Origin of the sequence: Binatus sp. (SeqCode) (genome assembly GCF_036522015.1) — a bacterium.
Taxonomy (GTDB): domain Bacteria; phylum Desulfobacterota; class Binatia; order Binatales; family Binataceae; genus Binatus.
The window spans coordinates 1-16,939 of sequence record NZ_DATDGQ010000092.1; the positions used below are offsets into that span (position 1 = coordinate 1).

Consider the following 16,939-nt stretch of genomic DNA (forward strand, 5'->3'; position numbering starts at 1 on the left):
GAGGCCTTGATTGGCCGGCCGGAAATCACTTCGTCGATAAGTCCGTACTCGACTGCTTGAGCCGCGGACATGAAGTTGTCGCGGTCGGTATCCTTCTCAATCTTCTTGACGTTCTGGCCGGTGTGATGAGCGAGTATGTCATTCAGGATTTCGCGAAGACGCAATGCCTCGCGCGCGTGAATCTCGATATCGCTCGCCTGGCCCTCGAACCCGCCCGAGACTTGATGGATCAAAATGCGCGAATGCGGCAGCGCGTATCGCTTGCCTTTGGCTCCTGCAGCCAACAAGAGTGATCCCATGCTGGCGGCCTGACCTACGCATAGCGTCGAGACAGGAGGCTTCACGAATTGCATCGTGTCGTAGATGGCCAGCCCGGCGGTGACCGAGCCGCCCGGCGAGTTGATGTACATATTGATCTCGCGCTCGGGATCCTCGGACTCGAGGAACAGGAGTTGAGCAGTGACCAGGTTGGCGAGGTCGTCGCTCACTGTGCCGCCCAGGAACACGATTCGATCCTTGAGCAGTCTCGAATAGATGTCGTACGAACGTTCGCCTCGGCCGGTCTGCTCGACTACGTATGGTACTAATACACTCATGCAACAAAGGTACTATTTGGATGCGTAACTGGGAAGGGATTTGGCGCCGAGTTTTGTCGGCGGCGTTGACGATATTGATCGGCGTCGCGAGCGCTGGCGCGGCGCCACCAATGGATAAGAACTTTTATCTGCCGGATGCGGCCGCGTCGAAGATCGTTTCTGTCACGAAGGAGGGCAATCCGGAAGCTGAGGTGATCGTTCTGACCGAGGCGGTCGCGATCAAAGAGACTGGACCCAAGGAGACCGTCGCGAAATTCGGCGAGGTTTACGCATTCTCGCCAACGTTCATCGCGATTCGGCGTGAGGTGCCGACCATGCTCACGTTCTGGAACCTGCAGCCTGACGACGAGCACGACTTCATGCTCGCAGCGCCGGATTCGACCGTCTTGATGCATCTGAAGCTGATGCCGCTCACCAAGACGTCGTACATTTTCACATTTCACAGGGACGGAATCTTTAATTTCTATTGCGCGGTGCACCAACCGGAGATGAACGGGCAGATTCTCGTCCTGCCACCGACCAGCGCGAAGTGAAGTCGCCGCTAGGCGGGCTGCTCGATTCGGCGTACGGCGGCGTTCATACGATCGACGGTGCGGCGTTTGCCGAGCACCGCGATCACCTCGTAAATTCCCGGGCTGACGGTTCCGCCGGTGAGCGCCACGCGGACCGGCTGCGCGAGCTGTCCGAGCTTGAGGTCGAACCTCGCAAGGACGGACTCGAACACCGCTTGCACCGACGCTTCGCTGAACTCGCCCTCGCCTGCCTCGAGTTCAACCGCCAGCGTGCGCAACGGCTCCGCGATTTCCGGCTTCAGAAATTTCGCCGAGGCTTTCGCATCGAGCTCGATGTCGTCGTTGAGATAAAACGATGCGAAGTCCACCAGCTCGACCAGCGTCTTGGCGCGCTCGTGGAGCGTCGCTACGGCCCTTTCGAGCCAGGCGTCGTCGCCCGGAATCGTCCATCCCCGTTTGGCGATGAACGGTTTGACCTCTGCGACCAATTGCGGAAGCGGCCGTGCTTTCAGGTAGTGAAAATTAAGCCAGAGCAATTTCTCGGCGTTGAATACGCCGGCTGATTTTCCGCACGCCTCGAAGCCAAAATAGTCGATCAGCTCGTCCTTCGAGAAGATTTCCTGATCGCCATGCGACCATCCCAGCCGCGCCAGGTAATTCAGCAGCGCCTCCGGGAAATAGCCGGCCTCGCGATACGCGACGACCGAGGTCGCGCCGTGACGCTTGGACAGCTTCGAGCCGTCCGGTCCCATCACCTGCGGCAGATGTGCAAACGCGGGTGGTGTGAATCCCAACGCATACGCCATCTGCATCTGGCGGGGCGTGTTCGAGACATGGTCGTCGCCGCGAACGATGTGGGTCACATTCATGTCAACGTCGTCGAGGATGCTCGCGAAGTTGTAAATCGGCGAGCCGTCCGATCGCACGATGATGAAGTCATCGAGCTCGCTGTTCTGGAAGACGATGCGGCCCTTCACCAGATCGTCGACGACGGTCTCGCCGTCCAGCGGCATCGCGAATCGGATCGTATAGTTGCGGCCGGCGGATTTATCGGGCAGCGCGAGATCGGTGGGGAAGTCGAGGCCGCGACATTTGCGATCGTACACCGGCCTGCGATGCTCGCGCTCGGCCTGCTTGCGCTTGGCGTCGAGTTCTTCCGCCGAGCAGTAGCATGGATATGCTTTTCGCTCGCGCAAAAGTTTCAGCGCCGCCTCGCGATGCCGCACGACTCGATTGGTTTGAAAATAGGTCTCGTCGGGCGGGCCTTCGTCCCATTCCATCCCGAGCCATTTCAAGTCCGCGAGCTGTTCCTCGAGCGACTCTTTCGTCGATCGCTCAACATCGGTGTCGTCGATGCGCAGAATAAATGTGCCGCGGGTGTGCCGCGCGTACAGATACGCGAACAGCCCCGAGCGGACGTTACCGATGTGCAGCGAGCCGGTCGGACTCGGCGCGAAACGCGTGCGAACCGTCACTTCACTCCCACTCGATCGTCGCCGGCGGCTTCGACGTGATGTCGTAAACGACGCGGTTGACGCCCTTGACCTCGTTGGTGATGCGGCTCGAGACGCGCGCGAGAAACGCCGGGTCGAGCCGCGCCCAATCCGCGGTCATCCCGTCCATCGACTCGACCGCGCGAATCGCAATCACGCTTTCGTAGCTGCGCCCGTCGCCCATCACGCCGACCGTCTTGAGCGGCAGCAGCACGGCGAACGCCTGCCACAGTTTGAGGCCGAAGCCGGCGGCCGCGGTCTCTTCCATCACGATAGCGTCGGCGCGACGCAGCAGATCGAGCCGATCGCGCGTGACCTCGCCGACGATTCTCACCGCCAGGCCGGGTCCGGGAAACGGCTCGCGATCAACGACCTCTGGCGCGAGCCCGAGCTGTCGCCCTGCTTCGCGCACTTCATCTTTGAACAACTCGCGCAGCGGTTCGACCAGCTCCAGCCGCATCCGCTCCGGCAATCCGCCGACATTGTGATGGCTCTTGATCACCGCCGACGGGCCCTTGAACGACACCGACTCGATCACGTCGGGGTAGAGCGTTCCCTGGCCGAGAAATTTCGCGCCCTTGACGACTTCCTCGGATTCGAACACGTCGATGAATGTATGCCCGATGATGCGCCGCTTCTGCTCGGGGTCAATGACGCCCGCCAGCCGCGACAGAAACAGCTCGGACGCGTCGGTCACCTTCAGATCGATTCCAAGCTGGCCCGCGAAGGTATTTTCCATCCGCTCGCGCTCGCCCGCGCGAAGCAATCCGGTATCGACGAAAACGCAATGCAGCCGCGGGCCGATTGCGCGATGTATCAGGGCCGCCGCCACCGACGAATCGACGCCGCCCGACAATCCCATCAGGACTTTGTCGCTCGGGCCGACCTGCTTGCGAATCTCTGCGAGTTTGGTCTCGACAAAATTCGCCATCGTCCAATCGCCGCGCTCTCCGCAAATTTTCAGCACGAAGTTGCGCAGCACTTGCGTGCCGCACGGCGTGTGAACGACCTCGGGATGAAACTGGATGCCGCGAACGCGCCCGTCGCGCGTCTTGAACGCCGCGTACGGGGAGTTGTCGCTATGGGCAATCGCGCACAGTGCGCCGGGAATTGCCTCGACGCGATCGCCGTGACTCATCCAGACGCGATGCTCGCGCCCGTCGAGCCCCTCGAACAGCACATCGTCGCCGTCAATCACCAGGGTCGCCGGCCCGTACTCGCGCTGTCGCGAGCTCACGCTGCGCGCGCCCATGTGCTGCGCGATTACGTACAGCCCGTAGCAAATTCCGAGCACGGGGCATCCGAGATTGAGCACTTCGTCGGCGATATCGGGCGCATTTTCTTCGTAGAGGCTGGCTGGTCCGCCGGAAAGAATGATTCCGCGGGGATTGAGCGCGCGGATTTTTTCAGGCGCGAAATTGAACGGATGGATTTCACAATACACGTTCGCCTCGCGCACGCGCCGTGCGATTAGCTGCGTGTACTGGCTGCCGAAATCAAGAATGAGGATCACTGTATATTGAAATATACCGGATGCGGCACGGCGTCGAAACGTCACCGCGCGCAACGCTTCACAAGGATTTACGTACTATCGTTATTAAAGTCGTGAAACCAGCCGCCGGTCCGATTGCTTTGCTCGCGTGCATTTTGCTTATGGGCCGCTTGGCTTTCGCGGGCGGTAGCGCATGCGCTGATCTTTCGAGGGTCAACCCCAACGATCTGCTCGCACTCCCAGACCTCGACTCCAACGCAGACAATTACTCGCCCAGCGTCAACTGCACGGCAAAAGGATCAAGCAACCCCATTGGAGAGTTATGCGAGAAGGCTACGATCGTGCATGACGAAATGCTCGGTCGGGATCGTCGTCTGTTGGTCACGCGCCCGTCGGCGAAAGGGACACCGGCAGGCGCGGCATATGTGTTCGGTTGCGTGGCCGGTCAAGCGAAAAGACTACTCACCTCCGACAACCTTTCGGGACTAATAACTATCGAACACGCCAGCCGGGACGAGGTTGTTCTAAGAGGCTCTGAAACGCCGTTTCCCGGCAATGACGTCGACAGAATTGACTTCGTCTGGGACCCACGGATTCGTCGCTACAGGGATAACGAGGACAACGCGAGCCTCATACCTGCTCCTCCAAAACAGATGCCCTGCAAGGAGTTAAAGACCGCGAAAGCAAATGATTTGATCATCCTCGCGAACGGCGACTCTCCCGGAGACGGTTCTGGGGGATATCCGTTCATCCATGGCCAGGGCTGCTACGAGAGCGATAAGGTGTGCGACTGGTACGTGGAAGTCGACGACGACCGAATGATAAGTGCGGATCGCCGGCTTATCTCGTTCGGGTCGGATCATCGCACCGGAACTGGCACCTGGGGATATCTGTATGTCTTCGGTTGCGTGGCAGGACAAATCCGCGCGATCTATCGTGGCGACTTCCTGCAAGGAGGCGGAGTCGTAGAGCCTGCGGCGCCTCAGACGTCAACTCCCGGGGAGACCCCCACGCGACCCTTGAAGCAGCTTTACGCCGAAGTCACGTCAAGTTCGAACGGAGGAGAACTCGGAGGAGGGTTTGGCTTTCGAGCTTCTCCCGCGGCTACCCCAACGTCCGCGTCAACATCGGCATCACGCCATAGTCAAAAGAAAGCGGATGCGCCAACGGCAGATAAACTGGTCGTGTCGGGATGCGCCGAGTACCCTTGTGGCGTAGAAGTGCTCTACACGTACAAATGGAACGCGGCGCTTCAGAACTACATTCTCGCCGATGTACACTACGACTCGAACTAGTTGGGACGAAACGCGGCTTTCGCTACGCGCGGGCTGGTTTGCTTCCCGGGGCGGGACGGTTGCGGGGCTTGCTGCGGGTGGGGCGCGGCGGAGCGCCTTGCACCCACGAGCGTCCGGTGCGCCGAAAATCCAGCCGTAGAGGAGTTCCGACCAGGCCGAGCGATTTTCGAAATCGCGTTTCGATAAAGCGCACGTAATGCGCCGGGATACCACGCTCGACGTTGGTGAAGAATCGAAGTCGGGGCGGCGCGTTGCCGACTTGCGTCACATACATCAGGTTCAGCCGCCGCCGGTCGACTTGCGGTGGATCCATCGCGGCCGTCGCCTCGGCCAGCGTGCGATTCAGCATCGACGTTTGAAACACCGCGCGCCACGAATCTCCCGCCGCAATCGCCGCCGGGATGATCCCGTCGATTCCGTCGCCGGTCACCGCCGACGTGAACACCATCGTCGCATACTCGAGGAACGGATAACGCTCGTGCGCATCTCGGACGAACGCCGCGACCTTGCGCCCCTGCTTCGCCGCAACGTCCCACTTGTTGCACACGATCACCATCGCTCGATCGCTGCTGTCCACCAGCCGCGCCAGCCGCGCGTCCTGGTCGGTGATTCCCTCGCTCGCGTCGATCACCAGCAGCGCGACGTTGGCGCGCCGAATCGTCTCGATCGCGCGGCCCACCGAATGATGCTCGAGCTCGCCTGCGATACGCGGCGGCCGTCGTATTCCGGCCGTATCGATCAGCAGCACGTCGCGGCCATGCGAGGAGAGCCGAACGTCCACCGGATCGCGCGTCGTGCCGGGAGTGTCGTCGACGATTGCACGCTCGAATCCCGACAACCGATTGAGGATCGACGATTTCCCGACGTTGGGGCGGCCGATCAGCGCGAGCCGCAAATCCGGAGCTGCGGCCGCAGCGTCCTTATGTTCCGGCAACCGCGCGACGACTTGATCGAGCAGTTCTTCGACTCCGCGGCCGTGCGCCGCCGAGATGAAAAGCAATTCGTCGCCTCCGAGCGCGTAGAATTCGGAAGCTTGGGACTCCTGCCCCGGCGAATCGATCTTGTTGACCGCCAAAATCAGCGGGCAGCCGGTTTCGCGCACGAGCGCGAGCGCCTCCGCGTCAGCCTCGCTCAACCCGCCCCTGCCATCGAGCATGAAAACAACGACGTCGGCGACGCCGACTGCGGCCAGCGCCTCGCTGACGATTCGCTCGGTCATCCGCTCATGCCCGCCGAGCTCCAGGCCGCCACTGTCGATCACGACAAATTCGCGATCGCCGTATTTCGCGCGGGCGAAATTCAGATCGCGCGTGGTGCCGGGGATCGCGCTGGTGATCGCGCGCCCGCCCTTGGTGATTCGATTGAACAGCGTGGACTTGCCCGCGTTCGCGCGCCCCACCAGCACCACGGCGGGCAGTCCTTCGGCGGCAATTCGGCGCGCCTCGACGCCAGAGGTTCTGCGCGGATTGGTCACAGCCCAAACTCCGTGAGCTTGCGCGGATCGCGTGTCCAGTCACGCTCGACCTTGACGACGATTTCTAAAAACACGCGGGTGCCGAGGATCTCCTCGAGCTCGAGCCGCGCCGCCGTGCCGATCTCCTTGAGCGTGCCTCCGCCCGCGCCGATCAGCATGCCCTTGTGCGACTCGCGATCGACGACCACCGTGGCGCCGATCCGCTTGAGTTTGCGCTCCGCGTCGTCTTCAAATTTCTCGACCTTGACGGCGGTCGAGAACGGTATCTCCTGGCGCATTTTCAGAAAAATCTTCTCGCGCACGATTTCTTCTGCGATCATTCGCTCAGTCTGATCGGTGTATTCATCAGGCGACATCAGCTCCGGGCTCTCCGGCAGCATCCGCTTCAAAGTCGCCAGCAACTCGCCGACGTTCTCGCCGGTGAGCGCGCTTATCGGCACGATCTCGGCGCCGGGAAATCCCTGGTGGATTTCCTCTATTAGCGGCAGGAGCTGCGCGCGCGGGATTTTATCGACTTTGTTAATCGCAACCACCGTCGGACGGCCGAGCGAGCGAATGTCAATCAGCACCGCACGATCTCCCGGGTTCAGATGATCGCCCGCTTCGACAACAGCCAGAATGACTTCGCCCTCCGCGATCGCGCGGCGCGCCGTCTGCACCATGCGCTGATTCAGTTGCTTCTTCGCTTCATGCAGGCCGGGCGTGTCGATCAGCAGGATCTGTGCGTCGTCGTCGCTGCGGATTCCGAGAATTCGCCGGCGCGTGGTCTGCGGACGCGGCGTGACGATTGCGACCTTGTGTCCCACCAGCCGATTTACCAGCGTCGATTTGCCGACGTTGGTGCGGCCCGCGACCGCGACGAATCCCGCGCGATGCTCACCCATCGCGCTCGCCCCGTTCTTCTTCGATCCGGTCAAGCGCGAGGCGCGCGGCAGCCTGCTCGCTCTGCTTCTTGCTGCCGCCTTCGGCCACGCCGAGTTCGCGGCCCGCGATCCGGATTCGAGTAGTGAAGCGCTTGGCGTGATCGGGGCCTTCGGTACCGATCAGTTCGTAGACCGGCTGGGTGCGAAAATGGCGGTAGGCAACTTCCTGCAATTCGGTTTTATAATCGCGTTCCGCCGCCGGCCCGCCAATATCGTTTTCAAACAGGCGCTCGACCACTTGCTGCGCTGGCGCCAGCCCGCCGTCGGTGTAGATCGCGCCGATCACCGCCTCGAACACGGCGGCCAGGATCGAGGTCTTCTCGCGGCCGCCGCTTTTTTCTTCGCCTTTGCCCAGCCGCATCATCTCGTTTAATTCAATCGCCTGTGCCTTGAGCGCCAGCGTGCGTGCGTTCACGATCGACGCTCGCTGCTTGGACAACGGGCCTTCCTTCGCGGTCGGGAACTTCCGCATCAGCAAATCCGCGATTGCAAGATCGAGCACCGCGTCGCCAAGAAATTCCAGCCGCTCGTAATGGACGTCGCTGCCGACCGCCGCGCTCGGATGCGTCAACGCGGTATCGAGCAGTTCCCCGCGTGCGAACGCGTAGCCGAGCACCCGCTCGAGTTTGGTGCCGGGATTTTCAGGAGGCCCCGCCGCAGGCCATTCCGTCCGCCCACGGCCGAACAATCTCCCCAACCAGTTGGGTGCCTTCAACGGTTGCCGCCTCCACCTCGACTTCGCGGTTTGTCAGTTCGTCGGAGCCCTGCGTCGATACCCGCACGTAGTTGCGGCTGTAACCGCGCAGATCGCCATCCGGCCCGCGTTCTTCAAGTAATACCTTAAGTTTTGTTCCGACGAAGCGCCGGGCGAATTCCACCCGCTTGCGCTCGCCCAATTCGCGCATCAGCGCGGCGCGCTGCTTAATCTCGGCTGGCTTCACGCGCCCGGAAAACTTCGCCGCCGTGGTCCCGACTCTTACCGAATATGGGAACACGTGAAAGTACGCGAGCGGCATCGACTCGACGAAATCATAGTACGACTCGAACTGCGTTCCGGTCTCGCCCGGAAAACCGACGATCAGATCGGTGCCGATCGCGGCGTCGGGCCACGCGTCCAGCACGCGCTCGACGCGATCGCGAAAGTAGTCGCGCTGATAGCGGCGGCGCATCCGCGACAAGGTCTCGTCGTCGCCAGACTGCAGTGGCAGATGCAGATGCGGGCAGAATTTTGCGCTGTGCGAAATAATTTCCAGGATCCGATCGCTCAACTCTTCAGGATCGAGCGAGCTAATTCGTACCCTTTCGAGCGGGCAGCGCTCGGCGATCATCTCGAGCAAATCGGCCAGTTCGACCGGCGGCTCGAGGTCCTTGCCGTAGCCGCCAAGATGAACTCCGGTGAGCACGACTTCCTTGAAGCCGCGCGCATGAAGATCGTCAAGCGCGGACATCACGCGTCGAGGCTCGACACTTCGCGAAGTGCCGCGCGAGAACGGCACGATGCAGAAAGTGCAGAACTGGTCGCAGCCCTCCTGCAACTTCAGGAACGCGCGCGTATGACCGTCGAGCGTGACGGCGGCCAGTTCGATCGGCGCTTTTTCCTTGCGCAGATTCGTGACCATCACGCGCTCACCGGCTCCTGAAGCCACTGCGCGCTCGAGGTCATCGAGCCTGCCGAGCCCGATCACCGCATCGACCTCCGACGCTCGCGCCAGCACCTCCGGACTCGCCTGCGCCAGGCATCCGGTCATGACGATGCGCGCGTTCGGGTTCAGACGTCGCGCGCGCCGCGCAATCCGCAGACTCTCCGCGTCGGCGCGATCGGTTATCGTGCAGGTGTTGACGATATAGACGTCGGCCTGTTCGGTGAATTCACGACGCTCCATCCCACGCGCGCTGAGGCGCGACTCGATTATTGCCGAATCGTACTGATTGACCTTGCAGCCGAGCGTTGCGATTGCGAAGCGCGTTGCCATAGTCAGGTTGCTCGTTCTGCAGTGATCGCCCGTTCGATAAATCCGCCGCCTAGCACTTCCTCGCCGCGGTAAAAGACGCACGCCTGTCCCGGCGTCACCGCGGGACCGACCGCCGCGAAGCGAATTTCGGCGCGGCGCGCGGAATCGACGCGCATCGTAGCCGGGAGCGCGCGATGCCGATAGCGAATCTTCACCTCAACGCTCAGCTCGCCGCCCGACGCTATTGAATCATCGACCAGGCTGACCCGGTTCGCGATCAAGCCGGACGAATCCAGCTCCTCGCGCGGTCCTGCCACGACCTCGCCCGATTCAGCTCGAATCTCGCGGACGTACAGCCGCTCGCCACTCGCGATCCCCATTCCTCGGCGCTGTCCGACGGTGAATCGATGCACGCCGGAATGATCCGCGAGCCGCTTTCCTTTGATGTCGACGATCGACCCTGGGCGGAGTTGCGCGGGATCGCTTCGGCGTTCGACAAAACTGGCGTAGTCGCCGTCGGGAACGAAGCAGATTTCCTGGCTCTCGGGCTTGTCCGCGGTCGCGAGCCCCAACGCGCGAGCGCGCGCGCGAACTTCGGTCTTGGTCATCGCGCCAAGCGGAAACATTGTGCGCGACAACTCGTCCTGCCCGAGCGTGAAAAGAAAATACGACTGATCTTTCGAATCATCCGCGGCACGCAGCAGATGAAACCGTGCGTCGGCGCCCTGCTCTATCCGCGCATAATGTCCGGTCGCCACGTAGTCGGCGTTCAGCGCGTGGGCGCGGCTCCACAAGCGATCGAATTTGATCTCGCGATTGCACATCACGCACGGATTCGGCGTGCGCCCGCCGAGATATTCGGCGACGAAGTTATCGACCACGCGCGCGGCGAAGTCGGCGCGCAAATCGATCACGTAGAACGGAAAATCCATTCGCTCCGCCACCCGGCGCGCATCTTCGAAGTCGTCATGCGAGCAGCAGGTGCCGCGGCGCTTCGCCACCGGCGCGGTCGAGGCCGGCGCGAACGGCTCCGGCGCAAGCCGCATCGCGACGCCGACGACGTCGTAACCATCCTCGCGCAGAATCGCCGCCGCGACACTGCTGTCCACTCCGCCCGACATCGCAACCAACACTCGGCGCTTCATCGCGCGCTCACCTCCGATAGAGGCTCGGCGTCGGCGACGCGCCGCCAGACCGCCGGGATGGTCTCCGCGACGGCGTCGATTTCATCCGCAGTGTTGTTCCATCCAAGGCTGATTCTCAGCGAGCTGCGCGCGTCGGCAATGCTGCGACCCATCGCGCGCAGCACGTGCGACGGCTCGACGGCGCCCGCCGCGCACGCCGAGCCCATCGAAACTTCAACGCCTTCGAGGTCGAGCGCTATCAGCATGCTCTCGCCGAGCACGCTCGGAAACGTGAGGCTGAGCGTATTCGGCAACCCGCCGGTTAGCGGGCCGTTCAAGCGAAGTCCGGGAATCGTCTCGCCAAGTCTCTTCAGCAGCGACCTCGCGAGCGAACCGATTCGATCTGATTCGTCGCGCATCGCATTCATCGCCGCCTCGGTCGCGGCGCCAAACGCAACGGCGCCAAGTAGATTCGGAGTGCCTGCGCGCATGCCGGCCTCATGCGGTCCGCCGAAAACGATCGGCGCAATGCGCGCAGCGTCGCGGACATACAAAGCGCCAACCCCACCGGGCGCGCCAAGCTTGTGGCCGCTGAGAGTCATCAGATCGCATCCGAGCGCTGCCACATCGACCGGTATTCTGCCAACCGCCTGCGCCGCATCAATATGAAACAGCGCACCGGTCGCGCTGCACACGGAAGCGAGCGGCGCGAGATCCTGAATCGTTCCGACTTCGGAGTTCGCGAGTCCAAGCGTGACAAGCGCGGTGTCGCTATTGAGCGTGGCGAGTACGCGCGCGGGATCGATACGTCCATCGGAATCGGGCGCAACTCGCACCACCTCGAAGCCGCGGCGTTCGAGTTCCGCCAGCGGAGCAAGGATCGACGAGTGCTCGATTTCGGATGAAATAATTTTGCGCCGCCGCGACGCCGCTGTGATCGCGCCAAAGATTGCAAGATTGTTCGACTCGGTGCCGCCGCTGGTAAATACCATCTGCCGCGCCTCGGCGCCGACAACCAACGCAACCTGCGCGCGCGCAGCTTCGAGCATCCGGCGCGAGCGCTGCCCCGAGCGATGCACCGACGAAGGATTCCCTCGCGCATTGGTCAGCAGCTGCGAAATCGCGGCGGCGGCTTCGGCTCGAAGCGGAGCGCCGGCGTTATGATCGAGATAAATTGGCATGGACGGTTTTGTTCGCCACCAGTGCGGCGATTAGCTTATCGTACACCGATCGTTGGAAAAAGACGGGGGCTCCGCGTGACGCAGGCGGCATCGAGCACAAACATAATCGTAATTGGCGCGGGCGTGGTGGGATGCTCGCTTGCGTTCCATCTCGCGCGCGGCGGCGCTCGCGTGCGGGTATTCGACAAAGGCGGAATTTGCGCCGGGATGTCGGCACGGTCGGGCGCGCTGCTCAGGATGCACTATACGTTCGCGCCGGAAGCCGAGCTGGCGTGGAAAAGCCTCCATTATTTTCAGCATTGGAACGAGCTGGTGGGAGGGCGATGCGGTTTCGTCGAGACTGGTTTCGCGATTGTCGTTGACGAGCGCAACGCAGGGCGGCTGCGCGCGAACGTGGCGATGCTCCAGCGCGTCGGCGTCGATACAGAGATCGTAACCGCGGCTGAATTGCAGAAGCGCGAGCCTCACGCGTTCGTCGACGATATCGCGCTCGCGGCGATCGAACCGCACAGCGGATACGCCGAGCCCGTCGCGACGACGGAGTCGCTGGCGGCCGCTGCGCGAAAGCTGGGCGCGGAGTTTTCGCTGGCCACATCGGTCGCGAAAATTGCGCATCGCGGCAGCCGCGCGGTAGGCGTGATCGACAACAGTGGACGCACGTGTGAGGCCGATGCGGTATGCGTCGTGGCTGGCCCGTGGACCGACGCGTTACTCGCGCCGCTCGGCCTGAAAATCGGTATCAAGAGCGAGCGCGCGCAGATCGCATTTTTCAAACGACCTCGCCAGCTCCGACATTGTACTTATATAGATACGATCGCCGGCAGCTACTTCCGCCCGCACGGCGACGATCTTACGCTGGCTGGCTTAGGTGCATGGAAGCCCGGGGCGGAAGCGAATCCCGACAATTTCCGCGAGAGCAACGATGACGACTTCGTCGCGGCGGTGCGTGCGCGGTTGGCGAAAAGGATCCCTGCGATGGCCGACGCGCCCTACTCGCGCGGTCACGCCGGAATTTACGACGTCAGCCCGGACGCACGCGCTGTGATGGGCATAGTACCGGGCATCGAGGGTCTGTTCGTCGCGGCCGGCTTCAGCGGGACGGGATTCAAAACGGCGCCCGCGGTTGGCGCGTCGATTTCCGAGTTGATTCTGACCGGTACGAGCACGACAGTTGATTTGACGCCGTTCGGCTTCGCGCGAATATTGAACGGGCGAATGATCGAGAGTCCGAATGAATACGAGATGGGCGCGGGCTTCGGACACAAGCTCTGATAGCTCCTGAAATAACAGGCGACACTAAACATACCGTTTGTTACGATCCTGAACGTACATCGCAATCAGATCTCAATTTTCAAAGGAGAGAAACAATGTCGAATCACTTTACCGGCCTAAGCCTCGGGCCGCCGCTCGGCGATCAACGGCTCGACCTGTGCGACCTCTACGCCTTCCAGTCGCCGACGGATCCGGCGAGGACCGTGATCATCCTCAATGCAAATCCGAATGCCGACGCGCTTCATCCCGACGCCATCTACCGCCTCAACATCGACAACGATGGCGATTTGCTGACAGATATCGCGATCAGTTACGTGTTTTCAAAACCACAAAACGGCAAGCAGATGTTCAACGTGTTTCTGGCCAAAGGCGCGGAGTCGCGATCCGTCGAAGCGGTCGGAAAAAAGATCGTCGCCGATGCGGAGGTCTCGTTCGGCCCCAAGCCCAACATCGTCGAGGCGGGCGAGTACAAATTCTTCGCCGGCAGCCGCAGTGACGCGTTCTTTTTCGACTTCGACGGAATAAAGGCGCTGTTCGATATCCGGGGCAAACGGAACTTCACCGAGCCTCACCTCGCGACTCTCGGCGGCAAGTCGCCGTGGACCGGCGTCGATTCCAATACCGAAGCCAACGTGTTCTCGACCGTGATCGAGCTGCCGACGAGCGAACTGGCGCCGAAGCCCGTGGTACACATCTGGGGACGATGCAGCGTGCGGCAGGACGGTAAGCTCCTTCACGTCGATCGCGCGGGACATCCCTCAGTCAGCAGCTTCTTCAACACCGACGATACCAAGCTTGAATACAACGCCAGCGAGCCGGTGAACGATCGCAAGCGTTGGCTCGATCAGTTCGTGCATCTGATGGGACACACTGGCAATTACACGCGCGAAGAGGCGATTGCGGCAATCGACAAGGAAGGCACGCTGCCCGATGTGATGACGTTCAATCCGTCGAAGCCGGCGAAGTACCCGAACGGCCGCGTCTTCACTGACGATGTGATCGATTACCGGCTCGCGTTCCTGACCAAGAAGGAATGTCCCCCCAGCGGCCTCAAGCCGCACAGCGACATTCTCAAGGAGTTCCCGTTCATTGGTACGCCGCATCAGAAGAAGAGCTAAGCGGCGCCCGCGCAGCAGTTAGTAAGTAACGAGAACCTCGCCGGCGAGGGCTGGCAGTATCGCTAGCCCTTGTTGGCGATGCGATCGGGGGTCGGCGGATGATGCTCGCTGACTTTGTCTTCGAGGCAGTCCTGGCGCTCCTCGATCTCTTCCATTCGCACGCCCATCCGGTTGAGCTTCTCGATCAGATTGCCCATCGCGCGCGCGACCGGATCGGGCAGCTTGACGTGATCGAGTTCCATCACGTCGTGGCGAGCATTGTCGCCCTCGATCACCTTTCCCGGGATTCCCACGACCGTTGACCACGGCGGACACGACGACACGACCACCGCGCCCGCGCCGATGCGACTGCCCTCGCCGATTCGCACCGGGCCGATCACCGACGCGCCCGTGCTGACCATCACATGATCCTCGAGCGTCGGATGCCGCTTTTCCTTCTTGAGGCTGGTGCCACCGAGGGTGACGCCCTGGTAGAGGAGGACGTCGTCGCCGATTTCCACGGTCTCGCCCATCACGATGCCCATGCCGTGATCGATGAACAGGCGCCGACCGATTTTCGCGCCGGGATGAATCTCGATGCCAGTGATGAAACGCGCGATCTCGCTGACGAAGCGGCCGAGAAACTTGAAGTTACGCTCCCAGAGCCAATGTGCGACGCGGTAGTGCCAGATGGCGTGCAAACCCGGATACAGGAGCACGACTTCGATCGTGGAGCGCGCGGCAGGGTCGCGGTCGAAGACCGACTGGATGTCTTCTCTCATTCGACTTAGAACACCCATGACTCGTTCCTCTTTTGGCGGCCGCCGCGGGTCAAGCCTTCGGACGCGCGGCGTGGCTGTTCTCCGCGGATTTGGGCGACCGCGGACGCGTTCCGTTTTGTTTTCCGGCCGCGGCTTTCGCGCGCGGCTTCACATTATCCTTGTGCAGCTTGTATTCGACCGAGTCAACCAATGCCTGCCAACTCGCCTCGACCACGTTGCTCGACAGTCCAACCGTGCCCCATCGGCGCTTGCCGTCGGTCGATTCGATCAGCACGCGAACGCGCGCTTCGGTGCCGGCGCCGTTGTCGAGCACGCGAACTTTGTAGTCGACGAGTTGTATCGCTTCGAGATTCGGATAGTACGGCAGCAACGCAGACCGCAGCGCCGAGTCGAGCGCATTGACCGGGCCGTTGCCGATCGCGGAGTTGCGAGTGCGCAGGCCGTCGGGACCTTCGAGTACGACCACCGCCTCGCTGAACGGCGCTCGATCCTCGTGCCATTTGTCGTCGAATACGCGGAAGCTGACGAAGTTGAAATGTTCTTTTACGAGGCCGAGCGTGCGCAACATCAGCAGCTCGAACGAGGCGTCCGCACCATCGAAGGTGTAGCCTGCGCCCTCGAGGCGCTTGAGCTCGTCGAGCAGCGCGCCGATCTTGTCGTCGCTGGCACTATCGATCTCGAGGCCGAACTCCTTGGCCTTGTACACTATATTGGCGCGCCCGGAGAGCTCCGAGAGCAGGACGCGTCGATCGTTGCCGAGCAGCGCGGGATCGATATGCTCGTAGGTCGCGGTGTTGCGCTGGATTCCCGACACATGCAGGCCGCCCTTGTGCGCGAACGCGCTGCGGCCGACGTACGGCTGGCGCGCGAACGGCGTGATGTTGGCGAGCTCGTAGACCAGCGTCGAGACCTCGCGCATCGTCTTAAGCTTCGCGGGCGGCACGCAATGGTAGCCGAGCTTGAGCTGCAGGTTCGCGACGACCGAGACCAGGTTCGCGTTGCCGCATCGCTCGCCGAAACCGTTGACGGTGCCCTGCACTTGCGTCGCGCCCGCCTTTACACCGGCAAGCGTGTTGGCGACCGCGACTTCCGAATCGTTGTGACAGTGAATTCCGAGCGGGCAATTGACGGCCGCGCGGGCCGCCGTTACCGCCGCTTCGATTTCACCCGGCAGGCGTCCACCGTTGGTGTCGCACAGCGCGATCAGGGTAACGCCTGCGTCGTCGACGGCCTTCAGGCAGGCGAGCGCGTACTCGGGATTGTGAAAATAGCCGTCGAAGAAATGCTCGGCGTCGAAGATCGCCTCGTCGAAGTTCTTTTTCAGGAAGGCAATCGTGTCATTGACAATTTCAAGATTTTCGTTGAGCGGAATTCTGAGCGCCTCACGCACGTGCATGTCCCAGGTCTTGCCGACCACCGTTGCAACCTGAGTCCCGGTGCGCAGCAGCAACTGAAGATTCCGATCCGCCGAAGCGCGCACCCCGGAGCGACGGGTCGAGCCGAAGGCCGCAATCTTCGAGTGGCGAATCTTTATCTTCTTGATCTCCTTGAAGAATGCCGCGTCGCGATCGTTCGAGCCCGGCCATCCGCCCTCGATATAGTCGAAGCCGAGATCGTCGAGCCGCTCGGCAATCGTGACCTTGTCCTCGACCGTCAGCGAAACGTCCTCGGACTGGCACCCGTCGCGCAACGTGGTGTCGTAGACCTGGATATGTTTTGCATCCGCCATCGGACTCAAACTGACTC

Annotated in this window: 15 protein-coding genes; 4 read left to right on the plus strand and 11 right to left on the minus strand. The window is 61.9% G+C overall.

From position 1 onward, the window contains the following. Positions 1–596: ATP-dependent Clp endopeptidase proteolytic subunit ClpP (clpP, locus tag VIW95_RS03800; RefSeq protein ID WP_331584085.1), on the minus strand; the 596-nt coding region annotated here is incomplete at its 3' end. A gap of 20 nt (positions 597–616) precedes the next feature. On the opposite strand from clpP, the gene VIW95_RS03805 reads away from it, so the two are divergent. Next, complete coding sequence (locus VIW95_RS03805) at positions 617–1,129, plus strand: hypothetical protein (protein WP_331584086.1); 513 nt, start codon at positions 617–619, stop codon at positions 1,127–1,129. Positions 1,130–1,137: 8 nt separating this feature from the next. Here the strand turns inward: VIW95_RS03805 and gltX are convergent, their stop codons facing one another. Continuing rightward, entirely contained in the window at positions 1,138–2,583 is a 1,446-nt protein-coding gene (gene gltX, locus VIW95_RS03810) for a glutamate--tRNA ligase (RefSeq protein ID WP_331584087.1), read from the minus strand. Position 2,584: 1 nt separating this feature from the next. Further along, positions 2,585–4,114, minus strand: a complete 1,530-nt coding sequence (gene guaA, locus VIW95_RS03815) for a glutamine-hydrolyzing GMP synthase (RefSeq protein ID WP_331584088.1) — start codon at positions 4,112–4,114, stop codon at positions 2,585–2,587. A gap of 20 nt (positions 4,115–4,134) precedes the next feature. Here guaA and VIW95_RS03820 point away from each other — a divergent pair, with 20 nt between their 5' ends. Next, positions 4,135–5,388, plus strand: coding sequence for a hypothetical protein (locus VIW95_RS03820; protein ID WP_331584089.1), 1,254 nt, complete (start codon positions 4,135–4,137; stop codon positions 5,386–5,388). A 22-nt stretch (positions 5,389–5,410) separates the two neighbouring features. Here VIW95_RS03820 and der read toward each other — a convergent pair whose 3' ends face one another. The 6 genes from der to VIW95_RS03850 are packed head-to-tail and all read right to left on the minus strand — an operon-like array spanning position 5,411 to position 12,042. Then, positions 5,411–6,862: a ribosome biogenesis GTPase Der gene (gene der / locus VIW95_RS03825; protein ID WP_331584090.1), complete on the minus strand. Its 1,452-nt coding sequence runs from the start codon at positions 6,860–6,862 to the stop codon at positions 5,411–5,413. Next, positions 6,859–7,746 carry a GTPase Era gene (era, locus tag VIW95_RS03830; RefSeq protein WP_331584091.1) on the minus strand — a complete coding sequence of 296 codons (888 nt, stop codon included), beginning with the start codon at positions 7,744–7,746 and terminating at the stop codon, positions 6,859–6,861. Before era ends, der begins: the two co-directional genes overlap by 4 nt. After that, complete coding sequence (gene rnc / locus VIW95_RS03835; RefSeq protein WP_331584092.1) at positions 7,739–8,500, minus strand: ribonuclease III; 762 nt, start codon at positions 8,498–8,500, stop codon at positions 7,739–7,741. Before rnc ends, era begins: the two co-directional genes overlap by 8 nt. Next, entirely contained in the window at positions 8,427–9,758 is a 1,332-nt protein-coding gene (gene mtaB, locus VIW95_RS03840; protein WP_331584093.1) for a tRNA (N(6)-L-threonylcarbamoyladenosine(37)-C(2))-methylthiotransferase MtaB, read from the minus strand. Before mtaB ends, rnc begins: the two co-directional genes overlap by 74 nt. A 2-nt stretch (positions 9,759–9,760) precedes the next feature. Further along, positions 9,761–10,882, minus strand: coding sequence for a tRNA 2-thiouridine(34) synthase MnmA (gene mnmA, locus VIW95_RS03845; RefSeq protein WP_331584094.1), 1,122 nt, complete (start codon positions 10,880–10,882; stop codon positions 9,761–9,763). Next, the gene (locus tag VIW95_RS03850; protein WP_331584095.1) at positions 10,879–12,042 is read right to left on the minus strand and encodes a cysteine desulfurase family protein; all 1,164 of its coding nucleotides are present in this window, start codon (positions 12,040–12,042) and stop codon (positions 10,879–10,881) included. Before VIW95_RS03850 ends, mnmA begins: the two co-directional genes overlap by 4 nt. A gap of 75 nt (positions 12,043–12,117) precedes the next feature. On the opposite strand from VIW95_RS03850, the gene VIW95_RS03855 reads away from it, so the two are divergent. Further along, positions 12,118–13,314 carry an FAD-binding oxidoreductase gene (locus VIW95_RS03855; RefSeq protein ID WP_331584096.1) on the plus strand — a complete coding sequence of 399 codons (1,197 nt, stop codon included), beginning with the start codon at positions 12,118–12,120 and terminating at the stop codon, positions 13,312–13,314. Between the two features lie 95 nt (positions 13,315–13,409). Next, complete coding sequence (locus VIW95_RS03860) at positions 13,410–14,432, plus strand: DUF4331 family protein (RefSeq protein ID WP_331584097.1); 1,023 nt, start codon at positions 13,410–13,412, stop codon at positions 14,430–14,432. A 62-nt stretch (positions 14,433–14,494) separates the two neighbouring features. Here the strand turns inward: VIW95_RS03860 and cysE are convergent, their stop codons facing one another. Next, positions 14,495–15,211 (minus strand): serine O-acetyltransferase, encoded by a 717-nt coding sequence (gene cysE / locus VIW95_RS03865; protein WP_331584098.1) that lies wholly within the window; start codon positions 15,209–15,211, stop codon positions 14,495–14,497. Positions 15,212–15,242: 31 nt separating this feature from the next. Beyond that, positions 15,243–16,922, minus strand: a complete 1,680-nt coding sequence (cimA, locus tag VIW95_RS03870) for a citramalate synthase (protein ID WP_349259285.1) — start codon at positions 16,920–16,922, stop codon at positions 15,243–15,245. Between the last annotated feature and the right edge of the window lie 17 nt (positions 16,923–16,939).